We start from the raw sequence: 17,272 nt of genomic DNA on the forward strand, positions 1-17,272 counted from the left end.
TATGCTAAAGTATAATGGAAATTAAAGAAAAAATATTAATTGTCGAAGATGAATTCATTGTAGCCAATCATCTTAAAATGATATTGCAACGAGATGGTTACAGCATAGCCGGAATAGCGTCGTCTGCTGCTCAGGCAAGAACTATGCTGGCTCAGGAAAAGCCACAGTGGGTTCTTTTGGATATTATTCTACAAGGTGATGGAACGGGTATAGATCTCGCATTGGAACTCATAGATTGCAAAATTCCGTTTCTTTTTATTTCAGCCAACACCAATCAATCTACGCTTGAAGCTGTTAGAAAAACACAACCGTATGGCTTTTTGGTAAAGCCTTTCAGACCTAAAGATCTTTTGGTAATGCTTGATATTGCACGATATCGATATGCCATGGAAAACCAAACGAAAACCGCTGCATCTAAAACTGAAAAACAGCCGCAAGGATTTTCTGGAATTATTGGAAAAAGCCCTTTATTAAGTGAAATACTTTCAAAAATAAGTATTGTTGCACCTACTGAAACCTCTATTTTGATTACTGGTGAAAGCGGAACGGGAAAGGAAAGAATTGCACATGCAATTCATGAGAATTCATCACGTAAAAATAAACCTATGGTCGTGGTAAACTGTGCTGCGCTCCCATTATCATTACTTGAATCTGAACTTTTTGGTTATGAAAAAGGGGCATTTACAGGAGCTAACTCGAGGAAAATTGGAAAATTTGAACAAGCCGACGGAGGTACTATTTTTCTGGATGAGATTGGTGAACTGCCTCTTGATGCACAGGTAAAACTGCTGCGGGTACTTCAGGAAAAAGAAATAGAGCGCATCAGCGGTTCGCAAACGATCAAAGTAGATGTTCGCATTATTGCAGCAACCAATCGTACACTTGAAATTGAAGTTGCCAATGGTAATTTTAGACTGGATTTATATTACAGGCTGAATGTATTTCCTATAGAAATGCCTCCACTGCGCGAAAGAAAAGAAGATATAGAGGAACTTACAAAGCATTTTCTTAAAAAATTCAGCACTGCTGCGAACAAAAAAATCAAAGTTTTTTCGCCAAAAGTACTCGAACAGCTGCTGTCTTATCATTGGCCCGGTAATATTAGAGAACTGGAACATCTTATTGAACGTACTGTACTTTTAAATTTAGATGATCAAATTACAGAAATAAAACTCCCCTCTACTACTGCTCTTCATCCTGTTACAACACAACAAGGTGATCTGCAATCACTGCAGGGTATGGAAAAAAATCATATCCTGCAGGTATTAAATACTTGTGGAGGCAGGATATACGGACCTGATGGTGCAGCAGATATACTGCAAATTTCTACTACAACGCTCTACGCCAAAATAAAAAAACTGGGTATTAGAATGGAACATTATTGAATCTTAATCTTAAATAAAGACGAAGTTAAAACTGGAAATATGACTTATGGCTTAGACAATGACGAGATTAATTTACGTTTACGGCAGAGAGAACTTCAACAATCTCAATTATTTAGCATTTGTGAAATTCTCGCGTCTCTTACTACAAGGGAAGAACTTAATGATGCTGTAAATAGTATTCTTAAAAATACAATTGGGTTCCATCAAATGATGGTATTTATTGAAGACAAAACCCAAAAAGGCTATTCGCTTTATTATCATAACGATCCTTTAAATTATATTAAATATAAAAATGATTGTTACAGCAATACTTCAGGAATTTTTACAACAGCCTTTAATGCTCCGGAACCTGTTATTTTTTCCAAAAATGAATGGAGAAAATCATTTAAAATTCCGTTATGCATTATAGAATCTTTTCAAAGTACTATAATCAATGCGGTATCCTGTGCCATTCCTTCAAAATATTATAATGGTGTGGTGCTTTTTGGTTTTGGAAAAGAAACTGTACCCAAAAGAAGTGATCTGTATGCCATTAAAATAGTATCACGGCAATTGGGTATTACGCTGACAAATATTTTATCTTTTGAAAAAACAATTCAAATTTCTGCTGATAATACTGCTTATGGAGCGCTCCCAGTTAGTGAAACTGAAGATAAGATGGGAATTATTGGAAAAAGTTCTTCTATCGCAAAAGTACGCAGTCTTATTAAACTTGTAAGTACTGCCTGCAGCAGTGTTCTTATACAAGGCGAAAGCGGTACTGGAAAGGAACTGATTGCTCGGGCAGTTCATAATAATTCTGAAAGAAGTAAAAAAGCTTTTATAAAGGTAAACTGTGCTGCAATTCCTGAAAATCTTACTGAAAGTGAACTTTTTGGACACGAAAAAGGAAGCTTTACTGGTGCTATTGCACAAAAAACAGGGAAATTTGAACAGGCTCATCTTGGAACATTATTTTTGGATGATGTCAGTGAAATGCCTCTTGAACTGCAGGTTAAATTATTAAGAGCACTGCAGGAAAAAGAAATTCAGCGTATTGGAAGCAGCCGTAATACAATTGTTGATATTCGAATAATTGCTGCTACAAATAAGGATTTACAGGAAGAGGTGCAAAAAGGAAACTTTCGCAGCGATCTTTTTTACAGGCTTAATGTATTTCCTATCGATGTCCCTCCATTAAGGGAAAGAACGGACGATATTCCTGATTTGGTAGAGTTCTTTTTACAACATTACGCCGCAAAAAACAAAAAACCTATTAAAACAGTAACAGCAAAAGTTCTTAATATACTAAAAATATATGACTGGCCGGGAAATGTACGGGAGTTGGAAAATATTATCGAAAGAGCAATGCTTTTATCGTCGGAAAAAGTCATAAAAGAAATAAAAATCAGCTCTTTTAAGGAAAATAGTATTCTGAAAGGGATGAATTCTATAAAACCCTGGAAAGAGTTCGAAAAAGAATACATTCTGAGCGTACTTAAATTCTGTAAAGGAAAAGTCTCAGGACCCAGCGGTGCTGCCTGTCTTTTAGAAATACCTTCTACAACCCTAAATTCTAAAATAGAAAAACTGGGAATAAAAAAAAGACATTATCTTTCTGACAAATAAACGCTTGGTCTTGAGACTTTTTAGAGTTTCTAAAATATATAATCGGTACTTAAAAAATTAGAATCATGATCTCTTACAATCGAATTGAATAATTTTTTATTTGCATCGGTCGATTTAGTTGCTACCAGAGAACGAATTGAAAAAGAGCGCAGTGCATCTGATATTGATAAAGTTCCTTCGGCGCTGTCTTTTCTTCCGGTAAACGGAAATACATCTGGTCCGCGCTGCGACAGACAATTAATATTTACACGGCTGACCAAATTTACAAACGGATCTATCAGACTCGCCACTTCTTTAGGATCTTCGCTAAAAATACTTACCTGCATTCCGTGCGAGGCATTAATCTGATATTCTATAGGTTCATCAATAGTATCAAAAGGCACAACGGGAATTATTGGTCCAAACTGTTCTTCGTGATACAGTTTCATTTTGTCGTTTACAGGATAAACCACTGCCGGAAAAACAAATGAATTGTTGCTGTAACCGCCATTTTCATTTATAATTTGTGCTCCGTGAGCCAAAGCATCATCCAGACAGTTTTTTAAATAATTAGGTTTATCAAACTCAGGAAGCGGTGTAATTTTAACATCTTTATCCCATGGAAGCCCTGGTTTAAGTGCTGCAACAGCCTCACTAAGTTTTTCCACAAACGCAGCTGCGATTTCTTTCTGTACAAATATTAATTTTAATGCCGTACAGCGCTGTCCGTTAAAAGATAATGCTCCAAGGAGACACTCACTAACTGCCACATCCAGATCGGCATGTTTTGTTACAATAGCAGCATTTTTGGCGTCAAGACTTAATATTGATCGCAGTCTGTTTGCTTTTGGATGTAATTTTTTTAAACTGTTTGCAACTTTACTAGATCCAATAAAAGCCAGTACATTTACTTTACCGCTTTCCATCAAGGGAGAAATAATCTCTGCTCCTCTTCCGTAAAGGGTATTTACTGTTCCGGGAGGAAAAGCTTCTTTAAAGGCATTTAGCAATGGATAATGTGCTAAAACTCCATGTTTAGGAAGTTTAAATAAAATAGTATTCCCCATTATAAGTGCCGGAATCAAGGTTGTGAAAATTTCATTAAGAGGATAATTAAAAGGTCCCATGCTTAAAACAACTCCCAGCGAAGAGCGTCTGATCTGAGCCAAAACTCCTTCTGCTTCTTCAAATCGTGAAGATTCTCTGTCCAGATCCTTCAAAGCATCTATTGTCGCATTTATATATTCAACTGTGCGGTCAAACTCTTTGGTTGAATCAGGCAGGCTTTTTCCGATTTCCCACATCAGCAATTTGATCACCAGCTGGCGCTGCTGAATCATGAGATACACAAATTTCTGCATGCATTTAATGCGGTTTTCCACACTCATTGTAGGCCATTCTCCCTGCCCATTGTCGTAAGCTGCAACAGCTGCTTCCAAAGACTCCAGAGCTTCCTTTGCAGAAGTATGCGGTATAGTTCCCAGCAATTTTCGTTTAAGTCCCTCTGAACTCTGAATAAATACCGGAGAAAAAACTTCCGTTACCTCACCATTCCAAGGAATCAGCTTACCATTCAACAAGTATTCACGCTGATTTATTTCTGAGATCTTGTACTCTTCAGCGATAAGACTTTCGTCTGTAAAAAGATTGTCAATCGCCGTCAAAGAAGCTTTTATATTTTCCATATAGTATTATTTTAGTATTTTTATTTATCTGACAATTTCGATTCCAGTTCTTTTATTTTATTTTCCAGACTGATAATATATTCTTTCTGAGGCTGCAGCGCCTCTTCTATCTGCTCTGCTGTGTAGCGCGGCGTAATATGCTGCGGACAATTCCAATCGTATGCCTGTATCTCAAAAACGATCATTCTTTCGGGTCTGAATTTATATTCTTCGGGTTTCAAAAAATTGTATAATTCTTCATTATCTTTCAAATCAACAATTTTTGCGTGGGCATAAAGCTTTAATCTGGCTCTCTGCGGATAGGAAATTAGTATGAGAGCTACTTTTTCATTTTTAGAAATATTGCCTGTAGAAATATACTGTCTGTTACCGGCAAAGTCAACAATTCCAATTTTCTTATGATCAATAACCTTAATAAATCCTGCGGGACCGCCTCTATGCTGAATGTATGGATATGAATTTTCTCCAAAACTGGCCATATAAAAGCTGTCCATGTCACTGATAAAATTAATTTCGTTATCGGTCAGTCCATCAACAACCGAAGTTTTTTCCATACGCTCGTAAGCATTTCTGCTCCCAACTTCTTCCTGAATTTTTTTTATGGTTTCTGTAAATGCTAATTGTGCGTAATTCATAATTGAAAAATTTAATTAAAGATAAGAAAATGCCACGGATAAAATAATACCATTATAGCAGGATTCTTGCCTAAAAGCTGTATAAATATTTAAAATATATTCTAATTGGGTGTAATTATTTTTCAACAGATAGTCCTGATCCCGAAACTTCGGGACGGGATCGGGACTATGTGTGAAAATCAAGATTTTTTAAAATTAACTTTTCTAAATATTTTAAATCCTATGTTTCTATGTGTTAAAACAACTGTTTTAGAAAACCACAAATAACCAACATTCAATATTTTACAATAACTAATTTATAGGAACAAGTGTCTGTTCTATTTTTTCTCTCAACGGTTCCTGCTGCAAGGGAAGTTTTAATTCTTTGCCCAAATCCTCAAGAGATTCATCTATCAAAAAACCAGGATCGTCTGTTGCAATTTCAAATAAAACTCCTCCCGGCTCTCTAAAGTAAAGCGAACGAAAATACTGTCTGTCAATCTGCGGAGTAATCGTAAGTCCGTAATCCGTAATTTTATTTCGGAAATAGAGAAGTTCTTCATCATTTTTTACCCTAAAGGCAACATGATGGACAATGCCTCCGGCAATATGTCCGCGTTTTTCCTCTTCCAGTTCTACCAAATCGATAATTGCGGCATTTGCTGCAGCATCTGTGGCGTAACGGTATCTTTCTGCTTCTTGATGGATCAGTTTGTAACCAAATATTTCTGTTAAGATTGCTGCAGTTGCTTCTATACTGCTTACAGTCAAGGTAACATTGTGAAATCCTTTTATTGCAGTATCCGTTTTTATTTCGTCTGTTTTCCAAGCTTTTCTGCTGTCTTGTGTTTTAGATTCTATTAGTTCTAACTTTAGACCATCAGGATCCAGGAAAGTAATATAGTTTTCTCCAAATTTCCTGGCTGGCCTTTTGTAAATTATATTATAGTTTTCGAATCTTTTCTGCCAAAAAGGCAAACTTCCCTCGGGTACAGAATATCCTATTTCGGTAGCCATACCAGAGCCTTTTCTGCCTCTTTCTATATTTTCGCCCCAAGGAAAAAAGGTCATAATTGTTCCGGCACTTCCTGTCTCGTTGCCAAAGTAAAAATGATACGTTTTCGGATCGTCAAAGTTTACTGTTTTCTTTATAAATCTTAAACCTAAAATTTTTGAATAAAAATCAAAATTCTTCTTGGCATCACCTGCAATTGCTGTAATATGGTGAATACCCAATATCTTATTTTCCATAAAATGATTTTCTTTTAATGTTATTTAGAATTTACCAGTTATTGTATTTCACTATATTTAAGCTAATTACAAGAAATACTTATTTAATATTCTTCCCTGCGTCGGGTTATGTAATGGTCTATTGAATATTTTCCTGCCCCAAAAAAGAAGATGAGCAAAAAGCAAAGACTGTATATAAACGGTACATCTTTTACTAAAAGCGGATCGTTAAAATGCAATATAAAGTATCCTGTAAGCGTAACGGCCAATATGGGCAAAGCGGCTATACGGGTCATCAAACCCAATATGACAAAAAGCGGCATAACCAAATTGGCACTTATCGCAAAAGCCTGATTGAAAAAATCAGGTAGTCCTAATGGATTAGGCACAACCTCAGCAAAAGTTGTCCCTACTCCTATCTTCTTTAATCCGTGGGCAACAATAAGCTCTACCGAAACAGCAACCCGAAAAAAAAGAAGTATACTATTATTTAAGTCACTTCCTGCGTTAGTCCGCAAGAGAGAAAAAAAGAGATTTTTCATTTTGTTAATGTATTTATTAATGTCATACTCAAAAAATTATGATTTCATCTATCAATAAAAACCCGGGATTTAATTCCCAGGTTTTTTTTATTTTATTTAGTGTTTGATAACAGCACGGCCATATTGTATTCCAAGTCCGTAAGCACCGCCATATTTCTGAACAAGACTTGTTACAGCATCATAAGTTTCTGATCTTGCCCAATCGCGCTGCAGTTCCAGAAGATATTGCATTGATGTAATTGGTTTTGCTCCTAACTGCACCATTCTTGTTACAGCCTGATCATGTGCTTCTTTCGTTACATCACCGCTTGCATCTGTGATAACGTACACGGTGTAACCATCATTTATAGCAGATAACGCTGGACCGACAATACAAACTGAAGTCCATAAACCTGCCATTACCAAAGTTTTATTTCCTTTGCCGGTTACAGCTTTGTAAGCATTGACATCTTCCCAGAAATTCATAGTAGTTCTGTCATAATACTTATTAGCTGTTTTAGGATAAAACTCTTCCACTTCAGGAAAAACAGGTCCGCTGAAAGATTCTGACACTGTAGTTACAACAGTAGGAACTTTAAAAATTTTTGAGGCTCCAGATACTATCGCAGTGTTGGTTCTAAGCTGGTCTATCGGAATATTTCCTACTGCAAATGCCATTTGGCTCTCATGATCTACCAAAATCAACGTATGATTTTTTGGAGTTAATAATTCCGGACCCGGCTTCTGAGCATATCCAGTTAAAGAAATCAATACAACAAGAGTTGATAAAAATAATTTTTTCATAATGGTTTTGTTTTAATTTTATAAAATGTTTGTGTGAATAAATATTTGAGACCTTCAATAATTTAAAATCAATTGCATTTGATGATCAGTGCAATTTTTTACTGATGAATTTTTTTATTATTTTAGAAACTTCCAAATGGTGTTCTTCAAGTAGAAAATGCCCTCCGTTTAGCAGATGAATTTCTGCCGTAGGATTATTTTTTTTGTATGCCAAAGCTCCTGCAGAAACAAAAAACTCGTCATTTTTTCCCCACACAACCAACATTGGCGGTTTAAATTTTACAAAATACTGATGCCATTTTTCATACAAAGCGATATTGGTTCCGTAATTACTAAAAAGTGCCAGCTGAATCTCATCATTTCCTTTTCTATCCAGGTAATATTGATCTACTATATAACTATCCGGCGCAATTTTAGAAGGATCTTCTGCACCAGTCAAATACTGCCATTTTGTAGCCTCTGGTGACAGGAAAAAGCGGGCAGCTTTTTCTGTTTCAGGATTTTTATTTTCTATGTAAGCCGTTAAAGGTTTGAGAAGATTTCCCAGTCCGTCAACATAGGCATTTGCATTTTGGATTATGATTGCCTGAATTAGTTCAGGTCTTCTCGTTGCAATCCTCATCCCGACAGGACCTCCATAATCCTGAAGATAAAGAGTTGTTTTTTTGATGTTGAGTTTATCGATAAAATGTTCTATCGTAGTTGAAAGATTATCAAATGTGTATTGATATTGTTTTACTGCAGGCGCACTGCTTTGTCCAAATCCCGGATAGTCCGGGGCAATTACATGGTAACTGTCTGCAAGGTCATTGATAAGATCGCGATACATATGAGACGATGACGGAAAACCGTGCAGTAATAAAATGGTTGGTTTGGATATTTCTCCGGCTTCACGATAAAAAATATTCAAACTGTCTACTGTTATTGTTTTGTACTCCACTTTCTCAAATGCTTTGTCTGAATTATTTATTTCAAACACATTTTTATCAGCGGATAAGTTTGCATAAGACCGGACATGAGCTGAACCAATAATGGTTAAGAGTACTATTATGAGTTTTGATTTCATTTTTTTAGGTTTTGGTTGTGATGGATTATTTAGAAGACTTAGTATTTTATTTTTTCTGATATCCGCCATAGAAGTTTATTGGAGACCAGTCCGGAATTGCTTTATCGATTGCAGGATTCAACTTTATAAATTCCTTATCTGCAAAAACAACAGTTCCGCCAACAACAGTTAAAACAGCAGATAGGTTTTTAATTTTACTTTCTGGCACCGTAAAATAATCCTCAGATAGTATCACAAAATCAGCATACTTTCCGTTCTCTAAAGTTCCTTTAACATTCTCTTCCTTTGATACCCAAGCACTTCCAGAAGTATATAAGTAAAGTGCTTCTTCACGTGTCAGCAGATTATCGGCTGCACTTAATTGAAGTCCGCCCACTGTTTTACCACTAATCATCCAATACAATGCAGCCCATGGATTGTAGCTCGCAACTCGTGTACCGTCTGTACCCGCACCAACAGGAATTCCCATTTGGAGCATTAATTTTACAGGCGGTGCATATTCTGCCTTAGATGCTCCATACCGTTCAACAAAATATTCTCCGGCATAAGCCATTCTAGCCTGTATGGCAATGCCTCCATGAAGTGCTTTGATCCTTTTTAATTCTTTTGCTGTAACTGTTTCTGCATGATCAAATAACCATCTCTCTTTGGCTAATTTTCCATTCGTTTCTTTATTTACTTCTTCCAGAACATCCAGAAGGTTTGCAATAGTTTCTCCGTAGGTAGCGTGTATACGAAACGGCCATCCGCTGTCTACATGCAGGCGGATCACTTTTTTAATATCTTTTCTCCACGAAGGTCTGTCTTTAAGGAAAGGCTGCGGGGCTAAAAAATTTTCAAAATCTCCTGCACTCCATGTTAAAAACTCACCGCCGCCATCTAATTCATAACCATGCTCGAGATGAATCTCACCGTTATTTCCAATTTTATTATTCGAAATCCAATGCTGAAATTCTTCAAATTCTTTTCCTTTATTCTGCGGAAATAGATAATAGGAAAGTCGTAAGGGCATTTCTCCGTTTTCTGCCAGTGACTTTGCTGCACTATAATCTTTAGAAAATACATGTCCGCCGCCGCCAGCATCTATACCGCTGGTTATTCCGTATCTGTTTAATTCTCTGTAAAATTGTTTAGTCGAATTAACCATCTGCTCTTCTGTCAGGGCAGGCAGAGCTCCTATTCCGGCATACAAAATTGTTGGGTTTGGCTCAGCAAGCAATACCCCTGTTAGTTTTCCGTCGGGACCTTTCTCATAAGAACTTCCTTCGGGAGCTTTTGTGTTTTCATCTATTTTAAGCTGTTTTAATGCGCTTTTGTTAAACCACGCACGGCTGTACAGAAACAAAACATAGGCAGGAACATCTCCGGTGGCTTCATTAATTTCGGCGGCAGTAGGAAATCTTTTTTCCTTAAATTGAAACGGACTCCAGCCTCCAACAACGCGAACCCACTGTCCGCTGGGGGTTCTGGCGGCTTGCTCTTTTAACATTTTCAAAGCTTCTTTCAAAGAGGTAACGCCGTCCCATCTCAATTCAGCATTATAGAAACGTCCTGCCCTTGTCAGATGCAGGTGCGAATCATTTAATCCGGGGATCAGTGTTCTGCCATTGGCATCAATGAGTTGTGTTTTATCTCCTTTTAGATGCAGTATTGCTTCATTCGTTCCAGTCGCTGCTACTTTTCCGTTTTTAATTGCTATCGCTTGACTGATAGTATGGTTTTTATCCATAACCGCAACTTTAGCATTGGTAACAATTAAATCAGCTGTTTCATTCTGTTGCTTTTTTTCTTTACATCCAAAAAATAGATACAGAATAGCTAGTGATAAATATTTTATTTTTCTCATAAGATTTTGATATATAGGTCGCTGTATTTTACCTCAACAAAACTACATCGTAAAAAAACCTGAGTTTCTGTAAAAAATCGACTAAAAATTATAATAAACTAAGATTTCAGCAGGTTTACGGCTTTATCACTGATAAACTCATACTTTTGTTCGCTATAAGTGAGATTATTATCGGTATTGATCTTATTTAAAATATATTTTTTGGGAATTTGGAAGAGGGTTGAATTACCATCATTTAATTTTAATAAATTACTCCTGTGGATATTAGTATACCAATATTTAATAACATTAAAGATGCGTGCGAATGGGCCGGAATACCAATATCCGAAACTTTATGTGAAGATTTTATCATACAGGAAGCCCAGCAGTGGAACCAAAATAAAGCTTTGAAAGTTCCTGAAATTTATAAAGCTAATTACTTTACCATATTTCTTGTCAGTGAAGGAAGTGCAGTACACCGATACAATAAAGAAGCGTTGATACTGGAGTCTTCAAGCATTTTTATCACTGCTCCCGGGCATTATCGCAATTATTCACTGGATAATATTTCTAAAGCTTACTTTATTTCATTTACGGAAACGTTCCTGAATAATTACTTCTTTTCAGAGATATATGCCGAATTTCCGTTTCTACTTTCAGAAGCCTTTATTTATACAAAAGTTAATCCAGAAGATTATAGGGAAATAGAGTCCATTACAACAGAAATTAAAAGAGAAATGGAATTAAATACCAAGGAAAAGGCATTAATTATAGGAAACATGCTTGAGTTTATGCTTCTCAAAATAAAAGAGGTTTTTAAACAGCAATTTAATCCTGTCAATGATGGAAGCAAGATCTCTCTTGTAGTCAATACTTTTTATAAGGATCTGGACAGTTACTTCAAACAAATACTCGAAGGTCAGCAGCCTAAACAGCTAAAAGCAAAGGATTTTTCGGATCTCCAATATTTAAATGAAAATTATTTTTCGAGACTTATTAAAATGAAAACCGGCAAAACGCCGAGTGCATGGATCAACAACAGATTACTTAATGAAGCAAAAACGCTATTATCAGAGACTTCTCTGCCAATAAGCGAAATTGCATCCCTCTTTCATTTTGCTAGCAGCCGTTATTTCAACTTTTATTTTAAAAAGCAGACTGCCATGACGCCTTCTAAGTATAGAAAAAGTATGCAGTAATGTTAAAATGTTTAAATTTTATAATTTTATATCCTGATTTGTGCTTTTATACAATGTCATTTTTATGCAACTTTGAAAAATAAAAGAGTTTATATCAATAATCATAATGTTGCATAAAAGCATAATATCATGATCCCTCAATTAACGACATTAAGTAATTTTAAAGACTGCATCGCTTATATGAATCTGCCGGTCTATAAATATCTGGATAATGATGATTTTGGGATTTTAAAAGTTCATGAAATGGGGATTTCACTGCCTTTTCAATCGCCGACATTTCGCCCGCTTTTTTATACTTTTACAATAGTCACTCGTGGAATTGGAACATACATTATCGGAAATGACACCTTTGAACTTCGTTCCAACCATGTAATCATCACCCGTCCTGATGCTTTTTTTGCAAGCAGCTGGACGCAAATGGATAAGGTATATAACATTACTTTCAACAAAAACTTCCTTACAGAATATTTACCCGAAGGCATTGATGATATTTTTGAATTGGGTGCAAAAAATGGATACAGCTGTTCTCTGCCGCAAGAAACTATGGATTATTTTGAGAAAACCTGTCTTGAAATTTATAATACCGCTGTTTCTACTTTATCTTGTAAGGATGAATTTATGGCAAATCTTATTATCAATCTTTTGTTTTTCTTACAGTTACAAAAGTATAATACTGAAAATTTGAAAAATCAGAGTGAAAAACACTCGCCTATTGTTACGGCTTTTCGACAAAACATGGAAAACAATTTTAATAAGCTGGTATCTGGTGAAAACGTTACGCTAATGCGTACCAAAGAGCATGCAAACCTATTGAATATCAACGAGAACTATCTTTCTAAAGTAGTCAGCAGCTGTACAAACAAAACGGTCAACGAGTGGATTAATGAAAAACTTATTGATGAAATTAAATACCTGCTGAAGCATTCTGACAAATCAATGAAAGAGATTGCAAAAATGTTTGGCTTTAAGAATCTGAACTATTTTTACAGCTACTTCAAAACAAAGACTCAAAATGCACCGGGTTCTATAAGAAAAGAATACAACCACTATTCTCAGGAACAATCGAGTTTTTTTTAATCTTAAATAATCACACATCAAAAAGCCCTAAATAAAATACTGATTTTAAGTGGAGCGTTCCCTTATATTATTTAGAAAATGGAAAATGATAAAAAACAAAAATTTACTGATTTTTACGAAACTGTAAAAATAATGGGAAATGAGCTGTCTGATGGACATATTGGAAATGAGGAATTTTCATTTGTCAACTCAAAAATACTCCATCGGGAACATGAACTTCCGTGGTCTACTCCCCTTTTTTACACTACCTTTTTTTCTATAGGTTTTGTCATTGATGCCTATGGTAAAATAATTGTAGACAAGCTTCCTTTTAACATTAAACCCGGGATGCTTTTTGTAAATAAACCCGGAGAACTCCAGCAATTGACTTGGGATGTAATGAATGAATCGTATGGATTATGCTTTACAGAAAACTTTATAAGTAAATATGCCGGAATTTCAATTTATAAAACATTTCCATTTTTATTATTTGAAAGGCAGATTCCTCTGCATACTACAATGGAAATGCAGGAGGAACTAAAAAAAATCCTCCTGCAGATTGTCTATGAACTTAAAAGAGATTCGCCGCTTAAAAATAAAATCTGTGCTAATCTGCTCACCCGGTTTTTGCTGAGAATAAAACAAGAATATTGGGAAGGTTACGCAATTCATTCGCCGGAAATACGAGATCCTGATATTGTAAAGAACTTTATTCAAAATATGGAATATCATTATGATCAGCTGTTAAAAGGCAAAGTCAGCCACATACTCCATATTAAAGATTATGCTAAAATGCAGCAACTTCATGAAAATTACCTTTCGAGTGTGCTGAAAGAAAAGACAGGGAAAACCGGAGGACAATTGATTGCAGAAAAAACACTCAATGCGGCAAAGTTTCTTATAGCAGATTCAAGATTTTCTATAAAGGAAATCTCCTACATGCTGGGCTTTTCTTATCTATCCTATTTCAGCATTTTTTTTAAGAAACATACAGGTCATTCTCCAGTAGATTATCGCAAAAAAAATCTGCAGTAGTTCCTGCAGATTTACTGTGCTAAAATAATTCTAAGTTCACCGATTTATGCGTTTCACATCTTCTGTCGGTATATTAATTCTAATAATTTCTAATGAAATAAATGTATTATAATGCCATATATAGACACTAATACAATAATTAACGATATATCGTAAATAAAATTCAGCCCTAACAAACATAATCTACTGAAAATGTTTAATTTAGTTAGAAGGCATATTATTTGGAAAGCATATAGGAGATAATTTACTTGAAAGTAATGAATCTGTTCTGTTTCTGAATTCTAACTAATTTAAAATTTTAATATTACTTTATTATGCAAAATGACATTTATCAAATTAAAAGATTATTACAGACCAATGATGGTGACTTTACCTATTACAGCCTTGCTGAGATGGAAAACCAGGGATTTAATATTAAAAAAATGCCATTCTCCATTCGAATTCTTCTGGAAAATGTATTGCGAAATTTTGATGATTTTGCTATTACAAAAGAAAACATTGCAACGCTGTTGAACTGGCGTCCAGAAGCTTCAGATAAAGATATTCCTTTTAAACCCGCAAGAGTTCTTATGCAGGACTTTACCGGAGTGCCGGCTGTAGTAGATATTGCCTCACTCCGCGCAGAAGTTGCGAGAAGAGGAAAAAATTTTGATGGAATTAACCCTTTGATTCCGGTAGATCTGGTAATTGACCACTCTGTACAGGTAGATTATTTTGGGACTGAATACTCTTATCAAAAAAACATTGATGAAGAATACAAGCGTAATAATGAACGATATGAGTTTTTAAAATGGGCTCAGGAATCGTTTACAAATTTTAATGTTGTGCCTCCGGGAATGGGAATATGTCATCAGGTAAATCTGGAATACCTTTCTAAAGGAGTTATAGAACGCAATGGCGAAGTTTTTCCAGACACTCTGGTTGGAACAGACAGTCATACTCCAATGGTAAATGGAATTGGTGTGATTGCGTGGGGCGTTGGCGGTATTGAAGCAGAAGCAGCAATTCTGGGACAGCCGATTTATTTTATCATGCCCGAGGTAATCGGACTTAAACTTACTGGTAAAATTCCTCTAGGTTCAACCTCTACAGATATGGTATTGACTATTGCAGAGCTCCTTAGAAAATATGGAGTTGTAGGCAAATTTGTGGAAGTTTACGGATCGGGGCTTGACAATCTAAGCGTGCCTGATCGCGCTACTATCGGAAATATGTCTCCAGAATTTGGCTGTACGGTTACTTTTTTTCCGACGGATGAAAAAACATTAGAATACATGAGACTCAGCAATCGTTCTGAAAAACAGATTGATTTAGTTGAAAAATACTGTAAAGCAAATCTCTTATGGCGCACAGGCGATGAAGCGATAACTTACACCGACGTTCTTGAACTGGATCTTTCTACTATCGAACCCACTATTGCGGGGCCAAAAAGACCGCAGGACAAAATTTTACTTAAGAATCTTGAACCCGCTTTTGTTGATTTGCTGGATAAAAATTTTGGGAGAAAATATACTAAACCTGCAAAACAATTAACCCATTGGTTTGCCGAGGGAGGTTCTCAGCCTTTGAGTGCCGGCGCTCCGGTTCCAGACGATATTTCGATTGATGAGAAAATAGAAAACGGAAGCAAAAGTGTGGCTGTAACTATTGGTTCAGAGCAATTTACACTTTCAGATGGTGCTGTAGCAATAGCCGCTATTACATCCTGCACAAATACCTCTAATCCTTTTCTGATGATTGGAGCGGGTCTAATAGCTCAAAAGGCAAGAGAAAGCGGCATTAACATCAAACCATGGGTAAAAACTTCGCTGGCACCGGGATCAAAAGTAGTAACAGAATATTTAATAAAAGCCGATTTATTAAAGGATCTCGAAGCTCTTAAATTTCATGTGGTAGGTTATGGCTGTACTTCCTGCATAGGAAATTCAGGACCGCTTCCGCCGCATGTTGCAAAAGCTGTAGAAGATCATAATCTTGTACTTGCATCGGTATTGTCTGGAAATAGAAATTTTGAAGCCAGAATACATCCGCAGATCAAAATGAATTTTCTAATGTCGCCTATGCTTGTGGTTATCTTTGCTATTGCAGGGCGTGTAGATATTGATATTATCAATGAACCACTGAGCTACGACTCTAACTTACTGCCTGTTTATCTTAAAGATTTATGGCCTACAAACGATCAAATTAATAAAGTTTTGAGTGATGTTTTAACCCCGAAACAATTTGCCGACTGTTATTCAACGATATTTGAAGGCAATGAAATCTGGAAACAGCTGCAGGCTCCCGTAGAAAAAAATTATCAGTGGAATCATGATTCAACTTATATAAAAGAAGCTCCCTTTTTTAAAGATCTTCCGGAACAGCCTAATGCGTTGCAAGATATTGTAGACGCCAGAACTTTACTGGTACTTGGGGACAGTATAACAACAGATCATATTTCGCCTGCAGGATCATTTAAGGAAAATTCTGCTGCTGGAAAATATCTTTTAAGCCGAGGTGTTGAGAAAAATGATTTCAATTCTTATGGCTCACGCAGAGGCCATGATGAAGTTATGGTAAGAGGTACGTTTGCAAATGTACGTCTTAAAAATGCATTGGCAGATCAGGAAGGCGGTTTTACCAAATATCTTCTAACGGGAGAAGAAATGAGTATTTACGAAGCTTCTGCAAAATATAAAGAAGCCGAAACACCTCTAATTATTCTTGCAGGAAAAGAATACGGCAGCGGTTCGTCTAGAGACTGGGCTGCAAAAGGTACTTTTTTACTGGGAATAAAAGCAGTTCTCACAGAAAGTTACGAAAGAATTCATAGAAGTAATCTTGTGGGTATGGGCGTGCTGCCTCTGCAGTATAAAGATCAGGAAAATGCAGCCAGTCTTGGACTTACAGGCAGAGAATTTTTTACTATAGAAGGAATTGCAAACGACATTAAACCCTTGAAAGAACTCTCTATTAAGGCCGTAAAGGAAAATGGAGAAATCATAAATTTTAATGCAATTGCAAGGCTGGATTCAAAAATTGAAATTGAATATTATAGAAATAATGGAATATTACAATATGTTTTAAGACAATTTCTTCAGAAATTATAAAATGAATTAGAGGATTTTTAAATGATCTTCGACTGATATTCTAGATTCCAAATGTCTCCAAATTAATTTAATTTGGAGACATTTTATTTTAAACAACTCATAATAAAAAACTTGAATGCATTACTTTAAAAAAACAACTAAAACAAAAAGTTTATTTAAATGTTAAAATCTTTAAA

At 35.8% G+C, this 17,272-nt stretch carries 13 protein-coding genes; 6 read left to right on the plus strand and 7 right to left on the minus strand.

Translation table 11 applies throughout. The features are described from left to right. Positions 1-14 precede the first annotated feature (14 nt). Complete coding sequence (locus tag B0A68_RS05750) at positions 15-1,385, plus strand: sigma-54-dependent transcriptional regulator (protein WP_240475332.1); 1,371 nt, start codon at positions 15-17, stop codon at positions 1,383-1,385. Positions 1,386-1,424: 39 nt separating this feature from the next. Continuing rightward, positions 1,425-2,993, plus strand: a complete 1,569-nt coding sequence (locus B0A68_RS05755; protein WP_051892925.1) for a sigma-54 interaction domain-containing protein — start codon at positions 1,425-1,427, stop codon at positions 2,991-2,993. 29 nt (positions 2,994-3,022) lie between these two features. Here B0A68_RS05755 and B0A68_RS05760 read toward each other — a convergent pair whose 3' ends face one another. From B0A68_RS05760 to B0A68_RS05790, 7 genes are all read right to left on the minus strand, one after another. Further along, positions 3,023-4,657, minus strand: coding sequence for an NADP-dependent glyceraldehyde-3-phosphate dehydrogenase (locus B0A68_RS05760; RefSeq protein WP_035689644.1), 1,635 nt, complete (start codon positions 4,655-4,657; stop codon positions 3,023-3,025). A 20-nt stretch (positions 4,658-4,677) separates the two neighbouring features. Next, positions 4,678-5,292: a pyridoxamine 5'-phosphate oxidase family protein gene (locus tag B0A68_RS05765; RefSeq protein WP_035689646.1), complete on the minus strand. Its 615-nt coding sequence runs from the start codon at positions 5,290-5,292 to the stop codon at positions 4,678-4,680. 291 nt (positions 5,293-5,583) lie between these two features. Further along, the gene (locus B0A68_RS05770; RefSeq protein WP_035689647.1) at positions 5,584-6,522 is read right to left on the minus strand and encodes a ring-cleaving dioxygenase; all 939 of its coding nucleotides are present in this window, start codon (positions 6,520-6,522) and stop codon (positions 5,584-5,586) included. 83 nt (positions 6,523-6,605) lie between these two features. After that, positions 6,606-7,043, minus strand: a complete 438-nt coding sequence (locus B0A68_RS05775; protein WP_035689648.1) for a DoxX family protein — start codon at positions 7,041-7,043, stop codon at positions 6,606-6,608. A 96-nt stretch (positions 7,044-7,139) separates the two neighbouring features. Further along, positions 7,140-7,826 (minus strand): hydrolase, encoded by a 687-nt coding sequence (locus B0A68_RS05780; protein ID WP_035689649.1) that lies wholly within the window; start codon positions 7,824-7,826, stop codon positions 7,140-7,142. Between the two features lie 85 nt (positions 7,827-7,911). Continuing rightward, positions 7,912-8,892, minus strand: a complete 981-nt coding sequence (locus B0A68_RS05785) for an alpha/beta fold hydrolase (RefSeq protein WP_084679215.1) — start codon at positions 8,890-8,892, stop codon at positions 7,912-7,914. Between the two features lie 46 nt (positions 8,893-8,938). After that, entirely contained in the window at positions 8,939-10,738 is a 1,800-nt protein-coding gene (locus B0A68_RS05790) for an amidohydrolase (RefSeq protein WP_035689651.1), read from the minus strand. A gap of 257 nt (positions 10,739-10,995) precedes the next feature. Between B0A68_RS05790 and B0A68_RS05795 the strand changes: the two genes are divergently transcribed. The 4 genes from B0A68_RS05795 to acnA all read left to right on the plus strand — a co-directional run bounded on the left by B0A68_RS05795 (position 10,996) and on the right by acnA (position 17,096). Beyond that, on the plus strand, positions 10,996-11,916 hold the full coding sequence (locus B0A68_RS05795; protein WP_035689653.1) for an AraC family transcriptional regulator: 921 nt from the start codon (positions 10,996-10,998) through the stop codon (positions 11,914-11,916). Between the two features lie 129 nt (positions 11,917-12,045). Then, the gene (locus B0A68_RS05800; RefSeq protein WP_084679206.1) at positions 12,046-12,993 is read left to right on the plus strand and encodes a helix-turn-helix domain-containing protein; all 948 of its coding nucleotides are present in this window, start codon (positions 12,046-12,048) and stop codon (positions 12,991-12,993) included. A gap of 78 nt (positions 12,994-13,071) precedes the next feature. Continuing rightward, entirely contained in the window at positions 13,072-14,007 is a 936-nt protein-coding gene (locus B0A68_RS05805; RefSeq protein WP_035689656.1) for a helix-turn-helix domain-containing protein, read from the plus strand. Positions 14,008-14,321: 314 nt separating this feature from the next. Next, positions 14,322-17,096 carry an aconitate hydratase AcnA gene (acnA, locus tag B0A68_RS05810; RefSeq protein WP_035689658.1) on the plus strand — a complete coding sequence of 925 codons (2,775 nt, stop codon included), beginning with the start codon at positions 14,322-14,324 and terminating at the stop codon, positions 17,094-17,096. Positions 17,097-17,272 lie beyond the last annotated feature (176 nt).

The sequence above is a fragment of the Flavobacterium reichenbachii genome, assembly GCF_002217435.1.
In the GTDB taxonomy this organism is placed as follows: domain Bacteria; phylum Bacteroidota; class Bacteroidia; order Flavobacteriales; family Flavobacteriaceae; genus Flavobacterium; species Flavobacterium reichenbachii.

What these genes read in the sequence shown, in the direction of transcription:
- B0A68_RS05755 (WP_051892925.1), top strand. Translation starts at nt 1,425, where the DNA reads ATGACTTATGGCTTAGACAATGACGAGATTAATTTACGTTTACGGCAG.
- B0A68_RS05760 (WP_035689644.1), bottom strand. Translation starts at nt 4,657, where the DNA reads ATGGAAAATATAAAAGCTTCTTTGACGGCGATTGACAATCTTTTTACA.
- B0A68_RS05800 (WP_084679206.1), top strand. Translation starts at nt 12,046, where the DNA reads ATGATCCCTCAATTAACGACATTAAGTAATTTTAAAGACTGCATCGCT.
- B0A68_RS05790 (WP_035689651.1), bottom strand. Translation starts at nt 10,738, where the DNA reads ATGAGAAAAATAAAATATTTATCACTAGCTATTCTGTATCTATTTTTT.
- B0A68_RS05770 (WP_035689647.1), bottom strand. Translation starts at nt 6,522, where the DNA reads ATGGAAAATAAGATATTGGGTATTCACCATATTACAGCAATTGCAGGT.
- B0A68_RS05750 (WP_240475332.1), top strand. Translation starts at nt 15, where the DNA reads ATGGAAATTAAAGAAAAAATATTAATTGTCGAAGATGAATTCATTGTA.
- B0A68_RS05785 (WP_084679215.1), bottom strand. Translation starts at nt 8,892, where the DNA reads ATGAAATCAAAACTCATAATAGTACTCTTAACCATTATTGGTTCAGCT.
- B0A68_RS05775 (WP_035689648.1), bottom strand. Translation starts at nt 7,043, where the DNA reads ATGAAAAATCTCTTTTTTTCTCTCTTGCGGACTAACGCAGGAAGTGAC.
- B0A68_RS05805 (WP_035689656.1), top strand. Translation starts at nt 13,072, where the DNA reads ATGGAAAATGATAAAAAACAAAAATTTACTGATTTTTACGAAACTGTA.
- B0A68_RS05765 (WP_035689646.1), bottom strand. Translation starts at nt 5,292, where the DNA reads ATGAATTACGCACAATTAGCATTTACAGAAACCATAAAAAAAATTCAG.
- acnA (WP_035689658.1), top strand. Translation starts at nt 14,322, where the DNA reads ATGCAAAATGACATTTATCAAATTAAAAGATTATTACAGACCAATGAT.
- B0A68_RS05780 (WP_035689649.1), bottom strand. Translation starts at nt 7,826, where the DNA reads ATGAAAAAATTATTTTTATCAACTCTTGTTGTATTGATTTCTTTAACT.